Origin of the sequence: Streptococcus massiliensis DSM 18628 (assembly GCF_000380065.1) — a bacterium.
GTDB lineage: Bacteria > Bacillota > Bacilli > Lactobacillales > Streptococcaceae > Streptococcus > Streptococcus massiliensis.
Genome location: NZ_KB904392.1, coordinates 1 through 18,258, shown reverse-complemented (window position 1 = coordinate 18,258; position 18,258 = coordinate 1). Strand labels below are relative to the sequence as shown.

Sequence of the window (18,258 nt, the reverse complement as noted above, 5' to 3'; positions counted from 1 at the left end):
TCAGGCGCTTTTATCTCCCCAAGGTAGACAGATTTTCGCTCAACGCAAGATTGATGTGGAACCTGTCTTTGGGCAGATAAAGGCTTGTTTGGGTTACAAGAGATGTAATCTGAGAGGGAAGCGTCAAGTGAGAATTGACATGGGATTGGTACTTATGGCCAATAACCTCCTAAAATACAATAAGAGAACGACTCAAAATTAAAAAGCTAGAGTTCCGCAATTGGGAAGCTCTAGCTTTTTTTGTGGCTGAGAATTATTTTGTCCCAGGCTCTTTTGTCTGCATCAAAACATTGTGCAGAGGCCATTTTCATTTCTTCAGGCACAGTGACAATGACTTGTGCCGGGCTAAGTTGGTAGTCTGTCATGAGTTTTGCTCGCAGCGCTTCCTTAGAAATTTTAGCATAGCCCTTCCAATAATGTCCTTCGGGACTGTATTCCCAAGAGCCTAATTGTTGGAGTTCTGGATTTTCCAGCAAGTCGGGTTCCTTTTCTAAATGATAAAAACGGATAATGGTGAAAATCTTATTTTGCCGCTTTATAATGTTAGACTTTAATACAAGGCTCAATTTCCAGTAAAGCATAGTAATTCCTGTAACGAGAAAAACAAGACCAATAAAGGATAAGATAAAATAACCGATTATCATAGAAAGTTCCTCCTTCTGGAAACATTATAGAACTTTTAAAAAATACGGTCAAAAGAAAAATAGTAAAAGAAACATTTATTTTTTCCGTATTCATACGGCAAATTTTCCTATTTAAACTTTCTTGAAAGCGATTTAAAATAAACTTAACAAAATACTGGAGGAATGTGATATGTCAACTTTTAAGGACGGATTTTTATGGGGCGGAGCTGTGGCGGCTCATCAGCTGGAAGGTGGCTGGCAAGAGGGCGGCAAGGGCATCAGTGTTGCTGATGTGATGACAGCTGCTCGCCATGGTGTTCCACGTGAGATTACGGCAGGTGTCGTTGAGGGCAAATATTATCCCAATCACGAAGCCATTGATTTTTATCATCGTTATAAGGAAGACATCGCTCTGTTTGCAGATATGGGCTTTAAGTGTTTTCGGACGTCCATTGCTTGGACGCGGATTTTTCCTAAGGGAGATGAGGCGGAGCCCAACGAAGCAGGCTTGCAGTTTTACGATGATTTGTTTGATGAATGCTTGAAGCATGGCATTGAGCCGGTGGTCACTCTGTCCCACTTTGAAATGCCTTATCACTTGGTGACCGAATATGGCGGCTGGAAAAATCGACAAATGATTGATTTCTTTGTGCGCTTTGCCGAGGTGGTTTTCAAACGCTATAAAGACAAGGTCAAGTACTGGATGACCTTCAATGAAATCAACAACCAAGCCAACTTTCAAGAAGATTTTGCTCCTTTTACCAATTCGGGGATTGTTTACAAAGAAGGCGATGACCGCGAAGCGATTATGTATCAGGCTGCCCATTACGAGCTGGTGGCGAGCAGCCGCGCGGTCAAGATTGGGCACGCAATCAATCCAGATTTTCAAATCGGCTGTATGATTGCGATGTGTCCGATTTATCCCGCGACCTGTAAGCCCAAGGATGTCTTCATGGCTATGAAAGCCATGCAAAAACGGTATTATTTTGCGGATGTGCATGTTTTTGGCAAGTATCCAGCACATATTTTAAAGTATTGGGAGCGCAAGGGAATTGAGATTGATTTTACCGAGCAAGACCAGGCTGATTTGCTGGCGGGCTGTGTGGACTATATCGGCTTTAGCTACTATATGTCTTTTGCCATTGATGCGCACCGAGAAAACAATCCTTATTTTGATTATCTGGAAACGGAAGACTTGGTTAAAAACCGCTATGTGGAGGCTTCCGAATGGGATTGGCAGATTGACCCAGAAGGGCTTCGCTATGCCCTTAACTGGTTTACTGACCATTATCATCTACCGCTTTTCATCGTGGAAAATGGCTTTGGAGCTATTGACCAAGTAGAGGCTGACGGCATGGTGCACGACGATTATCGGATTGATTATCTGAGCGCTCACATCTCTGAGATGAAAAAAGCAGTGGTTGAGGACGGTGTTGACCTAATGGGCTACACGCCTTGGGGCTGTATTGACTTGGTTTCTGCGGGAACTGGCGAGATGCGCAAGCGCTATGGCTTTATCTATGTGGACAAGGATGATGAGGGCAAGGGTAGCTACGCGCGTTCACCTAAAAAATCCTATGCTTGGTACAAGGAAGTCATTGCTAGTAACGGTGGCAGTGTAGATTAGGGGTGGCTATGATTGGAACGATTGCAGCTGTTTTAACAACCTTTGCATTTTTGCCACAGGTTATCAAAATTATAAAAACAAAAGATACAGAATCCATTGCTTTAGGTATGTATTTGATGCAGGTAACAGGGATTGCTCTTTGGTTGGCTCATGGCATTCATATTGATGATTTACCATTGATTGTGGCAAACAGTATTTCTTTTGTTTTATCAGGAATCATTTTAATCTATAAATTGCGTTATAAATAAACTAGAAATGATAAAAATCCGACTAAATGAATACAAGGTTAGCCATATGGAGCTTTTTCAACAGTCTAGTGGAGCTATATAAGAATACTAATAAGGCAACGTTTGTACCAAAATGAGGAACTAGTTAAGTGAACTTATCTTCAAGTTATTCAACGAATAATTTGAAAAAAGAAAGTGTGGAATATTGAACTTGTGAAATATAAATAAGCAATTCCTGTACTGTATGCATACATAGCTCAAACAAAATTCAGAGGCTAGAATTTCCTTTTTAGCCTTTTTTCTATATTTTTTAATTAACCAAATTTTTCCGTATCATTAAGGCAATTTCCTCTATGGAGTTTGAATGCGCTTTCTTTTATACTAGACTTATCAAAACAAATGTAACTCAGGCTAAAATCATATGATCAATAGGCCTTTGCTATCTAATTAAGGAGCGTAAAAAATGAAAAAAGCATTAATTATTTGTGCTGCAGGGATGTCATCTTCTCTTATGGCAAAGAAAACAACAGAATTTCTTAAAAATAAGGGGCAAGAAGTTGAGGTAGATGCGATTAGTGCGACCGAAGGAGGCAAGGCAATCGCCGCTGCTGAATTTGACCTCTATCTCATCAGCCCTCAAACAAAAATGTATTTCAAACAATTTGAAGAGGCAGCAGCTAAGGTTGGGAAGCCAATCGTACAAATTCCACCGCAAGCCTATATCCCAATTCCAATGGGAATTGAAAAAATGGCTAATTTAATCCTAGAAAATATCTAATAAATTAGTAGAATAAGGTAGACTAGAAGAAAGAAAACTTTTGGAGGATGTGATGCTACAAGCTAAGGAAAAGTTAATCTTTCGCTACCTCATGGATCATGAGAAGGTGTTTCAAACTAGCAAGGAAATTGCAACAGCATTGAATTTTTCGGATCGCACAGCACGTACGTATCTGAAATATCTCATGGACTTGGACAAGGAGCAAGTAGGTTGGGAAATTATTGCTAAACAGGGATGTGGTTACCAGTTAGCGATTTACGATCGTAGTTGCTATCAAACTTTTCTTCGTCAGGAACATTTGTTAGATGATGGAGTGCCTGTATCTAGTATTGATGATCGTCATAATTATTTACTGAACAAATTGCTTTTTGAACAGGAGGAAGTTTACTTTGATGATTTGGCAGAGGAGCTCTTTGTTAGTCGTTCGACTTTGTCAGCAGATTTAAAAAAGATTCGTAAGATCTTATCTCCTTATGGTTTATTAATAGAAAGCAGACCTCATAAGGGAATTTATATTATTGGAAGTGAGCGGCAAAAACGGCGTTTTATTATGGACTACTTCTTTGATGAGCGTTTCTTTAAGAGCTTTCATAATTATATGGATATCAATATTTTCGATCAGAAAATTGGCCTTGAGGAAATAACTAGGATTGTTCTTGATGAATGTCGTGAAGGTCACCTCAAGTTGTCAGACTTTATGATCCAAAATCTGGTTATCCATATCGCTTTAGCAGTTAAGCGTCTAGCAGAGGGATTCCAGCTAGCGCCCATTGAGGAATTATCATCTAAGGATTATCCACAAGAACGCCAAGTGGCTGAAGCCATTATGAAACGAGTAGAGAATGTGGCTAAACTGACATTTCCTATTGAGGAGATTGATTATATCAGTCTTCACCTTCTGTCAAAATCTTACAACCATGGGGAAATGAAGAAACAAGAAAAGCGAATTCGTGAGGAATTGCTAGATATTTTAACTCACCATGAGGTTATCTCAGAGTATGGTTTTTATAAGGATTTTCAACTAGTTGAAGGGCTGGTTACTCACCTCTCTACACTTTATTTACGTCTGCAAAATCATGTCCATCTGGATAATCCACTGAGAGAAGAAATTCAATCTCATTATTCAGCTGCTTTTCGCATGACTCAGGACGTATTGAAAACAATGGATATCTTTTCAAGGGTAGCTCTTTCAGATGATGAGATTGCTTATGTAGCACTGCACTTTATGGCAGCGCTTGAACGACTTAAAGAAAGTCACAAGATAAATGTCCTTGTTATCTGCGCTACTGGTTTTGGTAGTGCACAAATGCTGAAGCATCGGGTAACGCACGAGTTAGGGCATCTGGTTCAAGTGATAGATGTTATTGGGTATTATGATTTGAATGATAAGAGCTTAACAGGAATTGATTACATTATTTCTTCTATTGACTTGTCTAATTTAGTTTTTAGTGTTCCTGTTCGGACAGTCAGCATTTTTCTCAATGAAGATGAAATCGAAACAGTTAAGCAAGACTTAAAAATTATTCAGTTCAGTCGGGCACATTCAAAAAATAGCATACAGTTGAAAAATACAGATAAGAAAGAAATAGCTTTCGATGATTATTTTTCACCTGACTGTTGGTTTGTAACATCTAACAATAATCGTGAGCAGGTTATGGCAGAGCTCCTTGAACGTTTGAGTGTTGGAGAAGAACCTGGTTTTCAGACTACGATGCAGGAACTCATCAATCAACGTGAGCAGTTAAGTAATATTGTCTTTTCAGATAGTATTGCTGTACCTCATCCTATTAGACCTTTTGGGAAATACCATCGAATTGCCGTAGCTATAATTCCGGAAGGATTAACTTGGAGTAAAGAGTATCCGGCTATTCGTTTTATTTTCTTGCCATCACCTTCAATTTATGGAAATGAGGAATTGGCACAGCTGACCAGTAAAATTGTAGATTTGCTGGATCGGGTAGACTTGCAGGAAAAGATGCTCAAATGCACAACATTTGAAGAATTTAAAAACTTATTTTTAAAAATTTAAAACTAAGCATAGATTAATCCAAAAATTATGATTAAGAAATCACGAAGGGAGAAATGTATGAATCCGGAAGAATTACAAGTAGCAGCGTTTGAGATTATTCTTCACAGTGGAACGGCACGTACCGAGGTTCACGAAGCTTTTGGGCTCATGCGTGAAGGAGATTTTGAAGCAGCAGCAGCAAAGCTTGAGTCTGCCAATGACAATCTGCTTCTTGCGCATCACGCCCAAACAAAACTGTTGCAGGATTATGCCAGTGGAGTTGAGATCAAAATTGAAATTATTATGGTACATGCTCAGGATCATCTCATGACGACCATGACTTTACGTGAGGTAGCACTTGAGATGTTAGAATTGTACAAGAAAGTGGGAAAATAGATGACTAAAACTGAAAAACGAGAATTAGAAGTTCAGAGGCAGAAAGCAGCTTTAAAAAATACTCTGTTCAACCGTTATTTACTTTTTCGCTACAGTCTGGCTTTGTTCTTTTTTACTAATCTTTATTGGCTGATCATTCAATTCATTCAGCCATCACTTTATATGATAATGCCAGCAATATTATTAGTTTTTACTATTTTAGCTAGTGCCGAACAGTTTCGTCTTTATGGTAACAACGATGAACCTAATCTCAAATGGACAAAAAGGGTATTTATTTTCCAGTTGCTTTCTCAATTTGTTTGTCTCAGTCTCATAGCTATCGCTCAACAGTTTACAGTGATTTTCCCTATTTTTGCAAATAAGCAAGCTGCACAACTTTTTGTTGCCGGTATGCTTTTGTTGGGAGCTGCTCTGTGTTTGCTTAATCTCAAACGGCTGGACAAAATTACACATCATGCGGATCGAGCTTATAAACGTTATCAAGCTATGCTTGGTCAGCAGCTTCATTAAAATCGGGAACAACCACTATCTATTATAAACTAATATGAAACTAAAATTTTTAGCCTAATACATTAAGGAGGTTTTCTTATGGAAGAACAACAAGGAGGATTTTTTGGATTTCTTGAAAATCATGTCATGGGTCCAATGGGGAAATTAGCACAATTCAAGGTTGTGCGAGCTATTACCGCAGCAGGGATGGCAGCTGTGCCATTTACCATCGTCGGGTCAATGTTTTTAGTATTTAGTATCTTGCCTCAGGCGTTTTCATTTTGGCCAATTGTCGCAGATATTTTTGCAGCATCTTTTGATAAGTTTACTGCTCTTTACATGGTAGCTAATTATGCGACCATGGGTGTTTTGTCACTCTACTTTGTTATTTCTCTTGCTTATGAGTTGACTAAAATTTATGCTGAAGAAGAAGGGCTTAATCTTAACCCGCTTAACGGTGCCTTACTTTCTCTCATGGCTTTTGTCATGACTGTACCTCAAATTATTTTTGATGAGGGTGCAATGTCAGCACTTTCTAGCCTCAAAGAAGGTAGTGTCATTGCAGATGGCTGGGCAATAAGCAATGGGCCGTCACGTTTTGGAACGACGGGGATTTTTACAGCTATAATCATGGCGATTGTGACAGTTCTCCTCTATCGTATGTGTGTAAAACGTAATTGGATTATTAAAATGCCTGATTCAGTGCCAGAAGGAGTTTCACGCGGGTTCTCAGCTTTGATTCCAGGTTTCGTTGTAGCCTTTACAGTTATTTTGATTAATGGTATTTTAGTTGTCTTTGGAACAGATATTTTCAAAGTTATTGCCATTCCGTTTGGTTTTGTTGGAGGTTTGACCAATTCATGGGGCGGTATTATGATTATCTACCTGTTGACTCAACTTCTCTGGATTGTCGGTATTCACGGTGCTAATATTGTTTTCGCTTTTGTAAACCCAATTGCTCTTGCAAATATGGTAACCAATGCAGCTGGGACAACTCATGCTGCTGTTGCAGGTGAGTTCTCAAATATGTTTGTTATCGCGGGTGGTTCAGGTGCGACCCTTGGACTATGTATCTATATTGCCTTTGCTGCTAAGTCCGAGCAACTAAAAGCTATTGGACGTGCTTCTGTTGTACCAGCACTTTTTAACATCAATGAGCCTCTAATTTTTGGTTTGCCAATTATTTATAATCCGGCTCTAGCCATTCCGTTTATTACTGCTCCAATGGTAACTGCGACAATTTATTATATAGTCAATCAATTGCAATTAATCAGGCCTGTTATTGCCCAAGTTCCATGGCCAACACCAGTTGGAATTGGTGCTTTCCTAGGGACAGCAGACTTACGAGCAGTTCTACTCGCTCTAGTTTGTGCCTTTGCCGCCTTCTTTGTTTATTTCCCATTTATTCGTGCTTATGATAAGAAATTAGTTGCAGAAGAAAATATGTGATAGAAAAAGAGAAATCAGAAAGATTTCTCTTTTTTTACGAATTAGTAAGGAAAGAGATTTAGGAGATTTTTGGAATGCTGACTGCACGTGATGATAGGGGGAATTTAGTTAATCTACTAGAGAAAGACGCTATATCGGGAAGTTTTTCTTGTCCAGTTTGCATGACTCCAGTTCGCTTGAAAAAAGGGAGAGTCATGCGAGCTCACTTTGCTCATGTTAGTTTAGGAAATTGCAAGGGTTATACAGAAAATGAGAGTATGGAGCACTTGGAGCTTAAAGCGGCCCTTTATCGTTGGGGAAAGAAATCTGATTGTACGCAGATCGAGATTGAAAGCCCGCTTTCTGCCCTTCAGCAAATAGCAGATCTTTTGGTAAATGAGAGATTGGCTTTAGAAGTGCAGTGTAGTTCTTTATCAGCAAAACGCCTGATGGAGCGGACGCTTGCTTATCGGAAACACGGCTACCAAGTCCTTTGGCTTTTAGGAGAAAATCTCTGGCTCAAACACTCTTTGACACCTTTACAAAAAGATTTTTTGTATTTTAGTCAAAATTTAGGTTTTTACCTTTGGGAATTAGATTTAGAGAAAAGGGCTCTGCGTCTAAAATATCTGATTCATGAAGATTTACATGGTCATGCTCAATACAAAACAAAAGAATTTCTATTTGGTAAGGGAAATTTGTTGGAAGTCCTACGTTTTCCTTTTAAACAGCAAACCGTTCAAAGTTTTTTGGTAAAATCAGATCCAAAAATTTGTCGATATATACGTCAGCGACTCTATTTTCAAAATCCTAAATGGATGGCTATCCAAGCGGAATTTTATCAAGCAGGAGATAATCTTTTAACCAAAACTACAAATGACTTTTATCCACAAATTAAACCAGTTAATAAGAATTATTTTTGCCAGATCACTCAGGATTTGACTGCTTACTACTCAACTTTCGATCGGTATTACCAACAAACGAATCCCAACTTATCTCAGGTTGTCTACTCCCCCGCTTTTTATCAACATTTTTTTGGAAAGCTTCATAAAAAATGTTCTTCTAAGCTTATGAAAGCCCCATTTCTTGATACTTTATGATAGAATATAGTGACGGAGGATTTAACATGGTAAAACAACGAAATGAAATAGATGAACAGTTCCGATGGGACTTGACAACCATCTTTGCGACAGACGCTGATTTTGAATCAGAATTGGCACAAGTTTCTGAGGATTTAAAGTCAGCTTCAGGGCTTGCAGGACACCTGCTAGATAGTGCTAAGAGCTTACTTGAAACGACTCGGACTCAACTTGATTTGATGCGACGGATTGAAAAACTTTACGTCTATGCCCATATGAAAAATGATGAAGACACGCGTGTGGCACTTTATCAGGAATATCAGGCCAAGGGAGCGGCACTTTATTCAGCTTTTGGACAAGCTTTTTCATTTTATGAGCCTGAGTTTATGAAAATCACAGTTGATCAATATGCTCAATATTTAAGCTCAGAGCCTGAGCTTCGTCAGTTTGAACATTTCTTTGACAAGCTTCTTAAACAAAAAGAACATGTACTATCCCAGCGTGAGGAAGAGCTGCTAGCTGCGGCAGAAGAGATTTTCAGTAGCGGTGGTGAAACTTTTGCTATTTTGGATAATGCTGACATCGTTTTTCCGACTGTTCATAACGAGAAGGGAGAAGAGGTGCAACTAAGCCATGGGAATTATATTAGTTTAGTTGAATCTAAAGATCGCAAGGTGCGCAAGGAGGCTTATGAGGCCCTTTACAGCATTTATGAACAATACCAACATACCTATGCAAAAACGCTCCAGACGAATGTTAAGGTACATAATTATAAGGCTAAGACGCGCCGTTTTACTAGCGCACGCGAGGCAGCTCTGTCAGCTAACTTTATTCCGGAAAGTGTCTATGACACCCTGCTTGAGGCAGTTAATGAGCATTTGCCGCTTTTACATCGCTATATCAATCTTCGCAAGAAAATTCTTGGTTTAGATGATCTCAAAATGTATGATATGTACACACCTTTATCTGAAGTAGATTTTAAGTTTACCTATGAAGAAGCTCTGGAAAAAGCAGAAGATGTCTTGGCTATTTTGGGGGATGATTATGTAGAGCGTGTGAAGACCGCTTTTCGTAACCGCTGGATTGATGTCTATGAAAATCAAGGGAAACGTTCGGGAGCCTATTCTGGTGGTTCTTACGATACAGATGCTTTTATGCTTCTCAACTGGCAAGATACATTAGATAATCTCTTCACTCTTGTCCATGAGACAGGACACAGTATGCATTCTAGCTATACTCGTGAGGCTCAGCCCTATGTTTATGGTGATTATTCTATCTTCCTAGCAGAAATCGCTTCGACAACAAATGAAAATATTCTGACTGAAAAACTTTTGCAAGAAGTTGAAGACGATCAAGAACGCTTTGCTATTCTTAACCATTTCTTGGATGGTTTTCGTGGAACGGTTTTCCGTCAAACTCAGTTTGCAGAGTTTGAACAGTTGATCCATAAGGCAGATCAAGACGGGCAAGTCCTGACAAGTGAGTTTTTGAATGACTTATATGCAGATATTAATGAGAAATATTATGGACTGAAAAAAGAAGAAAATCTACAAATTCAGTATGAGTGGGCTCGTATTCCTCATTTTTACTACAATTTTTACGTATTCCAATACTCGACAGGATTTGCAGCAGCATCAGCTCTAGCTGAGAAGATTGTCCATGGTCAGCCAGAAGATAAGGAAAAATATTTGAATTATTTAAAAGCTGGAAATTCAGATTATCCACTTAATGTTATTAAAAAAGCAGGTGTTGACATGACCAAGAAAGATTATCTTAATCAGGCCTTTGCGGTTTTTGAACGCCGACTGAATGAATTTGAAGCTTTAGTAGAAAAATTAGGCTTGGGCTAATGGTTGAAACATATAGTAAAAATGCAAATCACAACATGCGTCGTCCAGTTGTCAAAGAAGAAATCATTGATTTGATGCGCCAGCGGCAAAAGCCAGTCACAGGAGCTCTTAAAGAGCTGGAAAATTTTGCTCAAATGAATAATATCCCGGTCATTCCTCATGAAACGGTATCCTATTTCCGCCTACTAATGGAAACCTTGCAGCCTGAGCGAATCCTTGAAATTGGAACTGCAATCGGCTTTTCCGCCCTTCTTATGGCACAATATGCACCCAAGGCTAAGATTACGACCATTGACCGCAATCCAGAGATGATTGAGTTAGCTAAGGAAAATTTTGCTCGTTTTGATGAACGCGGTCAAATCACTCTTCTTGAGGGAGATGCGGTAGATATTTTGGAAACTTTAACAGAGAACTATGATGTAGTCTTTATGGATTCTGCCAAATCAAAGTATATTATTTTTCTACCAGAGGTGCTTAAACGCTTAACTGTAGGCGGTTTGGTCCTTATTGATGATGTATTTCAGGGTGGAGATGTTGCCCGTGATATCAAAGAAGTGCGCAGGGGACAACGTACGATATATAAGGGGCTACAGCACTTATTTGATGCAACCTTGGATAATCCTGATTTGACGGCAAGCCTTTTACCGTTAGGAGACGGCTTATTGATGATTAGAAAAAAAGTGGCAAATGTTCACTTACCATCTGAAATCGTTGATTAAATAGTGAAGATCTTTTTGAAACTTTCTGTTTTTAGACAAATTTAAGCTACTTTATGTTATAATGAGAACGTTAATTAATAGTGGGAAAACCCATGTATATCAAAGGAGTTTTTAAAAATTTATGGACATGAAGAAAAAAATCATGACTGGTGCAGTAACGCTCCTGTCTGTCGCAGTTTTAGCAGCTTGCTCGCAAAATAGTAAAGACATCGTAACAATGAAAGGTGATACAATCACTGTTGACGAGTTTTACAATCAAGTGAAAAATAGTAGCGCAGCTCAAGAAGTGCTTCTTAGTATGACAATCAATAATGTTTTTGAAAAGAAATATGGTAAGAATGTCAGTGAAAAAGAAGTTAATGAAGTCTACGAAAAGAGTGCTAAAACATATGGGGATGCTTTTTCAAGTGTTCTTGCCCGTTCTGGTTTGACTACGGAAACCTATAAGGCACAAATTCGCACCAATAAATTAGTTGAATATGCGGTTAAAAAAGCTGCCGAAAAAGAATTGAACGACGATGCCTATAAGGCAGCTTATGAAACATATACACCAGAAGTTACTGCTCAAATTATTAAACTCTCTGATGAAGCAACTGCCAAATCTGTGGCTGAGAAAGCTAAAAATGGAGAAGACTTTACTCAGTTAGCTAAAGATAATTCAACAGACAAAAATACGAAGGATAAGGGTGGCGAAACAAAGTTTGACTCTGCTTCAACAGATGTTCCAGATGATGTAAAAAAAGCAGCCTTTGGACTAGAAGTTAATGGAATTTCAGATGTGATTACTGTTAAGGCTAGCAACAGTTCAACAGCTTCTTACTATGTCGTTAAATTGACTAAGAAAACTGATAAATCAGCAAAATGGCAAGACTACAAGAAGAGATTGAAAGAAATTATTGTGGCACAAAAACAAAGTAATCGTTCTTACATCCAAAAAGTAATTTCTAAAGAACTTTCAGAAGCTAATATCAAGGTCAAAGATCAAGCTTTCCAAAATCTCTTTACCCAATATATTGGTTCAACTGGAACTTCTTCTTCAACTTCAACATCAGGCTCATCATCAAGTTCAGGTTCTTCTAGCAAATAAATAGGGGCTTCAGAGTAGAATAAGTTGACGAAAAGGCAAGAAGCAAGTATAATAAGACTATTGAGAATTGATTTTCAAACCTCTTAGCTCAGAGAAATGGCGGTGCTGCAAGCCATGTAAGAGTGAAAATCATGCTACTCAAAGCAATAATTCGATAATAAATGAGAATGACGAGTTCATTGAATGAAGGTGGTACCGCGGTTTTTCGCCCTTCGTTTATGTGAACTTGTCTTTCTTTGTCAGCCTAGGAGGAAGGTATGAAAACCTACCATGTTAAGCAAAAACTTCGTTTCGGCGGAGAGCGTTTTGAAATTTATGATGCAGCCGACCAACTCGCCTATCAGGCGGCAGGCTCCTTTATGCAAATTCCCAAAGCTTTTACTGTTAGTAGAGCTGACGGTCAGCAGATTGCTAGTATCCAAAAAGAAGTGTTGACTTTCTTGCCGCGCTTTGAGGTGACTCTGGTAAATGGCAGCAGCTTTTGGATCAAGAAAAAGTTGACTTTTTTACGTGACCGCTATGAACTAACGAATTTTGATTTGACTGTTGAGGGTAATTTTTGGGATTTGGATTTTAGGTTGCTGGATAATCGGGGCAATCTCGTTGCCGAAATCAGCAAGGAGCTTTTCCATTTGAGTTCCCATTATAATATCAGCATTCTGGATGAGAATTATGAAGACTTAGTCATATCCTTGGTCATTGCTATCGATTATGTGGAAGCGATGGAGGCTTCTAATAGTTAAAAAACACTAATGTAATAAGAGGAGATAAAGAAAAATGAAACAAATGTCATCTGCGCAAGTACGCCAAATGTGGCTCGATTTTTGGGCATCAAAAGGTCACGCTGTTGAGCCTTCTGTCAGCCTGGTTCCGGTCAATGACCCGACCTTGCTCTGGATTAACTCAGGTGTGGCAACGCTCAAGAAGTATTTTGACGGAACTATTATTCCGGAAAATCCGCGGATTACCAATGCGCAAAAGGCGATTCGTACCAACGATATTGAAAATGTCGGAAAAACAGCGCGCCACCACACCATGTTTGAAATGCTGGGGAATTTCTCAATCGGTGATTATTTCCGCGACGAGGCCATTACGTGGGCTTACGAACTCTTGACTAGTCCAGAATGGTTTGACTTCCCCAAAGACAAGCTCTACATGACCTACTATCCAGACGATAAGGACTCTTACAACCGCTGGATTGCGGTTGGAGTAGACCCAAGCCACCTCGTGCCTATCGAGGACAATTTCTGGGAAATCGGTGCGGGACCTTCTGGCCCAGACACGGAGATTTTCTTTGACCGCGGTAAGGATTTTGACCCTGAAAATATCGGTGTCCGCCTCTTGGCAGAAGATATTGAAAATGACCGCTATATCGAAATTTGGAATATCGTCTTGTCCCAATTCAACGCCGACCCTGCTGTGCCGCGTAGCGAATACAAGGAACTTCCTCATAAAAATATTGATACGGGCGCAGGTCTCGAGCGCTTGGTGGCGGTTATTCAAGGGGCTAAAACTAACTTTGAAACCGACCTTTTCATGCCGATTATCCGCGAAGTAGAGAAATTGTCTGGCAAGGTCTACGACCAAGACGGAGACAATATGAGCTTCAAGGTCATTGCCGACCACATTCGCTCGCTCTCCTTTGCAATCGGCGACGGCGCGCTTCCGGGAAATGAAGGGCGTGGTTATGTGCTTCGCCGCCTGCTCCGTCGCGCTTCTATGCACGGTCAAAAGTTGGGTATCAATGAGCCTTTCCTTTACAAACTCGTGCCAACTGTCGGCAAGATTATGGAAAGTTACTATCCAGAAGTGCTTGAAAAGCAAGATTTTATCGAGAAAATTATCAAGAGCGAGGAAGAGTCCTTTGCGCGTACCCTGCATTCTGGACAACATTTCGCTCAAGAAATTGTAGCCCAATTAAAAGCCAGCGGGCAAGACACCATTGCTGGGCAAGATGTCTTTAAACTCTATGACACTTACGGTTTTCCAGTGGAATTGACCGAGGAAATCGCAGAGGAAGCAGGACTGAACATCGACCATGCAGGCTTTGAAGTCGCCATGAAAGAGCAACAAGAGCGAGCTCGGGCATCCGTTGTCAAGGGTGGCTCTATGGGCATGCAAAATGAAACCCTGCAAGCCATTACGGTGGAGAGTCGTTTCAACTATGAAAAAGAAGCCCTATCTAGCCAGCTTCTTGCCATTGTAGCAGATGACCAAGAAGTGGCAGAAGTTGCCGCAGGCACAGCCCACCTTATCTTTGCAGAAACGCCATTTTACGCCGAAATGGGAGGGCAGGTAGCCGACCACGGTCAAATTTTTGACGCTGCTGGTAATCCAGTCGCGACGGTCATCGATGTACAAAAAGCGCCAAACGGACAAGCCCTGCACAAGGTAGAGGTTCTGGCGCCGTTAGCTGTCCATGAAAACTACCAGCTCGAAATCGACCACAGCCGTCGTCATCGGGTTATGAAAAACCATACAGCGACCCACTTGCTCCATGCTGCCCTGCATAACATTCTGGGCAAGCACGCCACCCAAGCGGGCTCACTCAACGAAGTAGAATTTCTGCGCTTTGACTTTACGCATTTCCAAGCTGTCACACCAGAAGAATTGCGTCAGATTGAGCAGCAAGTCAATGAGAAGATTTGGGACGCGATTGCTATTGAAACGATTGAAACAGATATGGATACCGCCAAGGAAATGGGCGCGATGGCACTCTTCGGTGAAAAATACGGTAAAAAAGTTCGTGTTGTGACCATTGGTGACTATTCTGTTGAGCTCTGCGGTGGTACGCACGTGAGCAATACAGCTGAAATCGGTATTTTCAAGATTGTCAAGGAAGAGGGAATCGGCTCAGGAACGCGCCGTATCCTCGCTGTGACCAGCAAGGAAGCCTTTGAGTCTTACCGTGAAGAGGAAGAAGCGCTCAAGACGATTGCTGCAACCCTTAAGGCGCCACAAATCAAGGAAGTGCCGCACAAGGTGGAAGCTCTGCAAGACCAGCTTCGCCAGCTACAAAAAGAAAATGAAGACTTGAAAGCTAAGGCAGCTGCTGCGGCATCGGGCGAAATTTTCAAAAATGTAGTAGAAGCAAATGGCAAGACCTTTGTCGCCAGCCAAGTCTCTGTGTCTGACGCTGGGGCTCTGCGCACCTTTGCGGATACGTGGAAGCAAAAGGACATCTCAGATGTCTTAGTCCTTGTGGCAGCGATTGGTGATAAGGTCAATGTCCTTGTAGCAAGCAAGACCAAGGACGTTCACGCGGGCAATCTCATCAAAGAACTGGCTCCAATCGTTGACGGTCGTGGCGGCGGAAAACCTGACATGGCTATGGCAGGTGGTAGCAAGCAAGCTGCTATCCAAGACCTGCTCCATGCCGTTGGCGAATATCTATAATTTATAATAAAAAGGAATTTGCTTAGACAAGTTCCTTTTTTATATCGTTATTGCTATTAAAAATTCGTTCATTTTAAAATTCATTGGCATCTAAATACTTCATTTATTTTTCAATCCAATTATTTGACATTCAAATCCCCTTTGTTTATAATGGTTATAAATAAAAACAATGGAGGTGACTATATGTCATTAATCGGAAAAGAAGTTGCTGAATTTAAGGCGAATGCTTATCACAAGGGTAAATTTATTGAGGTGTCTTCAGAAGACTTCAAAGGTCAATGGAGCGTCGTTTGCTTCTACCCAGCTGACTTTACCTTTGTTTGTCCAACAGAGTTAGAAGATCTGCAAGAGCAATATGCTGAGCTTAAAAAATTAGGTGTTGAAGTTTACTCTGTATCAACAGATACTCACTTTACACATAAAGCTTGGCATGATCATTCACCAGCTATCGGAAAGATCGAGTATATCATGATCGGCGATCCGTCTCATCAACTTTCACTTGCTTTTGATGTACTTGACGAAGAACAAGGTTTGGCACAGCGTGGTACTTTTATCATTGATCCAGATGGTGTTGTTCAAGCGCTTGAAATCAATGCAGATGGTGTTGGTCGTGATGCTAGCACTTTACTAGATAAGATTCGTGCCGCTCAATATATCCGTAAACATCCAGGTGAAGTTTGTCCAGCGAAATGGAAAGAAGGGGCTGAAACCTTAAAACCCAGTCTCGACCTTGTAGGGAAGATTTAGTATGGCTTTAGATGCGGAAATTAAACAACAATTAGAACAATATTTAGCTCTAGTAGAAGCACCACTTGTTTTCAAAGTTTCTTTGGATGACAGCTCAAATTCTAAACAAGTTGAAGAATTTTTAGATGAAATCGTGGCTATGTCTGATCAGATTTCTGTAGAAAAGGTTTCATTAGAACGTACACCTTCTTTTGAGATTACAAGAGAAGGGCAAGCAAGCGGTATCGTCTTTGCTGGTTTGCCGCTCGGGCATGAGTTCACATCTTTTGTTTTGGCTTTATTACAAGTTTCTGGCCGCGCTCCTAAAATTAGCGATGATTTAGTCAAACGCATTCAATCAGTAGATAGGAAATTGCATTTTGAGACTTATGTAAGTTTGACCTGTCATAATTGTCCAGATGTTGTTCAGGCTTTGAATATCTTTTCAGTTCTCAACCCGTTGATTTCTCATACCATGATTGAAGGTGGTATGTTTAAGAATGAAATTGACGCTAAAGGAATTATGGCAGTTCCGACGGTCTTCTTAAATGGAGAAGAGTTTGCTAGCGGTCGGATGACAATTGAGCAACTTGTTGAGAAAATTGCCGAGCCTGAATCCGTGGAACTTTTCAATGATAAAGGAACATTTGATGTTCTGGTCATTGGTGGTGGTCCCGCAGGTTGTAGTGCAGCTATTTATGCAGCCAGAAAAGGAATTCGGACAGGGCTTTTGGCTGAGACCTTTGGCGGCCAAGTGATGGAAACTGTCGGTATTGAGAATATGATAGGCACTCCATACACGGAAGGACCACAGCTCATGGCACAAGTTGAAGCTCATGTTAGTCAGTATAATGTGGATATTATGAAAGCACAGCGAGCTAAAACGGTTCGTAAATCTGATTTGATTGAAGTTGAATTAGAAAATGGTGCGGTTCTAAAAACTAAATCGCTTATTTTGGCCTTGGGAGCAACTTGGAGAAATATCAATGTTCCGGGTGAAGAGGAATTCCGTACCAAAGGAGTTACGAATTGTCCCCACTGTGATGGTCCTCTCTTTGAGGAAAAAAATGTTGCGGTTATTGGTGGTGGAAATTCCGGAATTGAAGCCGCTATTGATCTGGCTGGTCTTGCTAAAGAAGTTCATGTTCTTGAATTTCTGCCAGAATTAAAGGCAGACCAAGTCTTGCAGGAGCGTGCAGCCTCACTATCAAATGTGACTATTCATAAAAATGTTGCGACAAAAGAAATCACAGGCCAGGATCATGTTACAGGCTTAACCTATGTAGATCGTGCGACTAACGAAGAACACCAGCTAGATGTTGAAGGCGTCTTTGTTCAGATTGGTTTAGTGCCGAACACAGCTTGGTTAAAAGATAGTGATATCCAGCTAAATTCTCGTGGTGAGATTGAAATAGATAATCATGGTGCGACTTCTATTGCCGGCATATTTGCAGCAGGAGATTGCACAGATAGCGCCTATAAGCAGATCATTATTTCTATGGGCTCAGGAGCAACTGCGGCTTTGGGAGCTTTTGATTATTTGATTCGACAGTAGGAGATTAATAGAGCCTGGGACAATAGTCCCTTATCTCCAAAAAAAGCAACGGCAAATCCGTTGCTTTTTTGCATGGTTGCGATAGTCCTGGTAAAATAGAATTGCACAATAAACTATTTAGAAAGGCTATCCCATGCATATTCACTATAACACAAATCAAACAACTTTACCACTAGAAATCAGTTCTTTCTTGCCACAAGACCATCTCGTCTTTACGATTGAAAAAGTGGTGAATACTTTGGAGGATTGTCACTTCCACGCCTTCTATCA

At 40.4% G+C, this 18,258-nt stretch carries 17 protein-coding genes; 16 read left to right on the top strand and 1 reads right to left on the bottom strand.

What is annotated here, in order from left to right; translation table 11 throughout:
* The coding region (locus A3I3_RS0106085) for a transposase (RefSeq protein WP_018370691.1) at nt 1-202 on the top strand (202 nt) is incomplete at its 5' end.
* 28 nt (nt 203-230) lie between these two features.
* Here the strand turns inward: A3I3_RS0106085 and A3I3_RS0106080 are convergent.
* The gene (locus A3I3_RS0106080) at nt 231-644 is read right to left on the bottom strand and encodes a hypothetical protein (RefSeq protein WP_018371843.1); all 414 of its coding nucleotides are present in this window, start codon (nt 642-644) and stop codon (nt 231-233) included.
* A 169-nt stretch (nt 645-813) separates the two neighbouring features.
* Between A3I3_RS0106080 and A3I3_RS0106075 the strand changes: the two genes are divergently transcribed.
* From A3I3_RS0106075 to ahpF, 15 genes are all read left to right on the top strand, one after another.
* Nucleotides 814-2,250, top strand: a complete 1,437-nt coding sequence (locus tag A3I3_RS0106075) for a 6-phospho-beta-glucosidase (protein WP_018371842.1) — start codon at nt 814-816, stop codon at nt 2,248-2,250.
* An 8-nt stretch (nt 2,251-2,258) separates the two neighbouring features.
* Nucleotides 2,259-2,498: a SemiSWEET transporter gene (locus A3I3_RS0106070; RefSeq protein ID WP_018371841.1), complete on the top strand. Its 240-nt coding sequence runs from the start codon at nt 2,259-2,261 to the stop codon at nt 2,496-2,498.
* A 442-nt stretch (nt 2,499-2,940) separates the two neighbouring features.
* Nucleotides 2,941-3,255: a PTS cellobiose transporter subunit IIB gene (locus A3I3_RS0106065; RefSeq protein ID WP_018371840.1), complete on the top strand. Its 315-nt coding sequence runs from the start codon at nt 2,941-2,943 to the stop codon at nt 3,253-3,255.
* A 52-nt stretch (nt 3,256-3,307) separates the two neighbouring features.
* Nucleotides 3,308-5,284 carry a BglG family transcription antiterminator gene (locus A3I3_RS0106060; protein WP_018371839.1) on the top strand — a complete coding sequence of 659 codons (1,977 nt, stop codon included), beginning with the start codon at nt 3,308-3,310 and terminating at the stop codon, nt 5,282-5,284.
* A 57-nt stretch (nt 5,285-5,341) separates the two neighbouring features.
* Nucleotides 5,342-5,659, top strand: a complete 318-nt coding sequence (locus tag A3I3_RS0106055) for a PTS cellobiose transporter subunit IIA (RefSeq protein WP_018371838.1) — start codon at nt 5,342-5,344, stop codon at nt 5,657-5,659.
* Entirely contained in the window at nt 5,660-6,169 is a 510-nt protein-coding gene (locus A3I3_RS0106050; RefSeq protein WP_018371837.1) for a hypothetical protein, read from the top strand.
* 78 nt (nt 6,170-6,247) lie between these two features.
* Nucleotides 6,248-7,597, top strand: coding sequence for a PTS cellobiose transporter subunit IIC (celB, locus tag A3I3_RS0106045; protein WP_018371836.1), 1,350 nt, complete (start codon nt 6,248-6,250; stop codon nt 7,595-7,597).
* 74 nt (nt 7,598-7,671) lie between these two features.
* Complete coding sequence (locus A3I3_RS0106040) at nt 7,672-8,676, top strand: competence protein CoiA (protein WP_018371835.1); 1,005 nt, start codon at nt 7,672-7,674, stop codon at nt 8,674-8,676.
* A 26-nt stretch (nt 8,677-8,702) separates the two neighbouring features.
* Complete coding sequence (gene pepF / locus A3I3_RS0106035; protein WP_018371834.1) at nt 8,703-10,505, top strand: oligoendopeptidase F; 1,803 nt, start codon at nt 8,703-8,705, stop codon at nt 10,503-10,505.
* Nucleotides 10,505-11,224 (top strand): O-methyltransferase, encoded by a 720-nt coding sequence (locus tag A3I3_RS0106030; protein WP_018371833.1) that lies wholly within the window; start codon nt 10,505-10,507, stop codon nt 11,222-11,224. The genes pepF and A3I3_RS0106030 overlap by 1 nt, the downstream gene beginning before the upstream one ends.
* Nucleotides 11,225-11,351: 127 nt before the next feature.
* The gene (prsA, locus tag A3I3_RS0106025) at nt 11,352-12,311 is read left to right on the top strand and encodes a peptidylprolyl isomerase PrsA (protein WP_026129819.1); all 960 of its coding nucleotides are present in this window, start codon (nt 11,352-11,354) and stop codon (nt 12,309-12,311) included.
* A gap of 257 nt (nt 12,312-12,568) precedes the next feature.
* A complete protein-coding gene (locus A3I3_RS0106020; RefSeq protein ID WP_018371831.1) occupies nt 12,569-13,054 on the top strand; it encodes an LURP-one-related/scramblase family protein in 486 nt (161 codons plus the stop codon).
* Between the two features lie 34 nt (nt 13,055-13,088).
* Nucleotides 13,089-15,707: an alanine--tRNA ligase gene (gene alaS / locus A3I3_RS0106015; RefSeq protein WP_018371830.1), complete on the top strand. Its 2,619-nt coding sequence runs from the start codon at nt 13,089-13,091 to the stop codon at nt 15,705-15,707.
* Nucleotides 15,708-15,890: 183 nt separating this feature from the next.
* Nucleotides 15,891-16,454, top strand: a complete 564-nt coding sequence (ahpC, locus tag A3I3_RS0106010) for an alkyl hydroperoxide reductase subunit C (RefSeq protein ID WP_018371829.1) — start codon at nt 15,891-15,893, stop codon at nt 16,452-16,454.
* Nucleotide 16,455: 1 nt separating this feature from the next.
* Nucleotides 16,456-17,988, top strand: coding sequence for an alkyl hydroperoxide reductase subunit F (ahpF, locus tag A3I3_RS0106005; protein ID WP_018371828.1), 1,533 nt, complete (start codon nt 16,456-16,458; stop codon nt 17,986-17,988).
* The last annotated feature ends 270 nt before the right edge of the window (nt 17,989-18,258 follow it).

Coding starts and splice junctions, on each gene's coding strand:
- ahpF (WP_018371828.1), top strand. CDS start 16,456: ATGGCTTTAGATGCGGAAATTAAACAACAATTAGAACAATATTTAGCT.
- A3I3_RS0106020 (WP_018371831.1), top strand. CDS start 12,569: ATGAAAACCTACCATGTTAAGCAAAAACTTCGTTTCGGCGGAGAGCGT.
- celB (WP_018371836.1), top strand. CDS start 6,248: ATGGAAGAACAACAAGGAGGATTTTTTGGATTTCTTGAAAATCATGTC.
- ahpC (WP_018371829.1), top strand. CDS start 15,891: ATGTCATTAATCGGAAAAGAAGTTGCTGAATTTAAGGCGAATGCTTAT.
- A3I3_RS0106060 (WP_018371839.1), top strand. CDS start 3,308: ATGCTACAAGCTAAGGAAAAGTTAATCTTTCGCTACCTCATGGATCAT.
- prsA (WP_026129819.1), top strand. CDS start 11,352: ATGAAGAAAAAAATCATGACTGGTGCAGTAACGCTCCTGTCTGTCGCA.
- pepF (WP_018371834.1), top strand. CDS start 8,703: ATGGTAAAACAACGAAATGAAATAGATGAACAGTTCCGATGGGACTTG.
- A3I3_RS0106075 (WP_018371842.1), top strand. CDS start 814: ATGTCAACTTTTAAGGACGGATTTTTATGGGGCGGAGCTGTGGCGGCT.
- alaS (WP_018371830.1), top strand. CDS start 13,089: ATGAAACAAATGTCATCTGCGCAAGTACGCCAAATGTGGCTCGATTTT.
- A3I3_RS0106070 (WP_018371841.1), top strand. CDS start 2,259: ATGATTGGAACGATTGCAGCTGTTTTAACAACCTTTGCATTTTTGCCA.
- A3I3_RS0106055 (WP_018371838.1), top strand. CDS start 5,342: ATGAATCCGGAAGAATTACAAGTAGCAGCGTTTGAGATTATTCTTCAC.
- A3I3_RS0106030 (WP_018371833.1), top strand. CDS start 10,505: ATGGTTGAAACATATAGTAAAAATGCAAATCACAACATGCGTCGTCCA.
- A3I3_RS0106050 (WP_018371837.1), top strand. CDS start 5,660: ATGACTAAAACTGAAAAACGAGAATTAGAAGTTCAGAGGCAGAAAGCA.
- A3I3_RS0106040 (WP_018371835.1), top strand. CDS start 7,672: ATGCTGACTGCACGTGATGATAGGGGGAATTTAGTTAATCTACTAGAG.
- A3I3_RS0106065 (WP_018371840.1), top strand. CDS start 2,941: ATGAAAAAAGCATTAATTATTTGTGCTGCAGGGATGTCATCTTCTCTT.
- A3I3_RS0106080 (WP_018371843.1), bottom strand. CDS start 644: ATGATAATCGGTTATTTTATCTTATCCTTTATTGGTCTTGTTTTTCTC.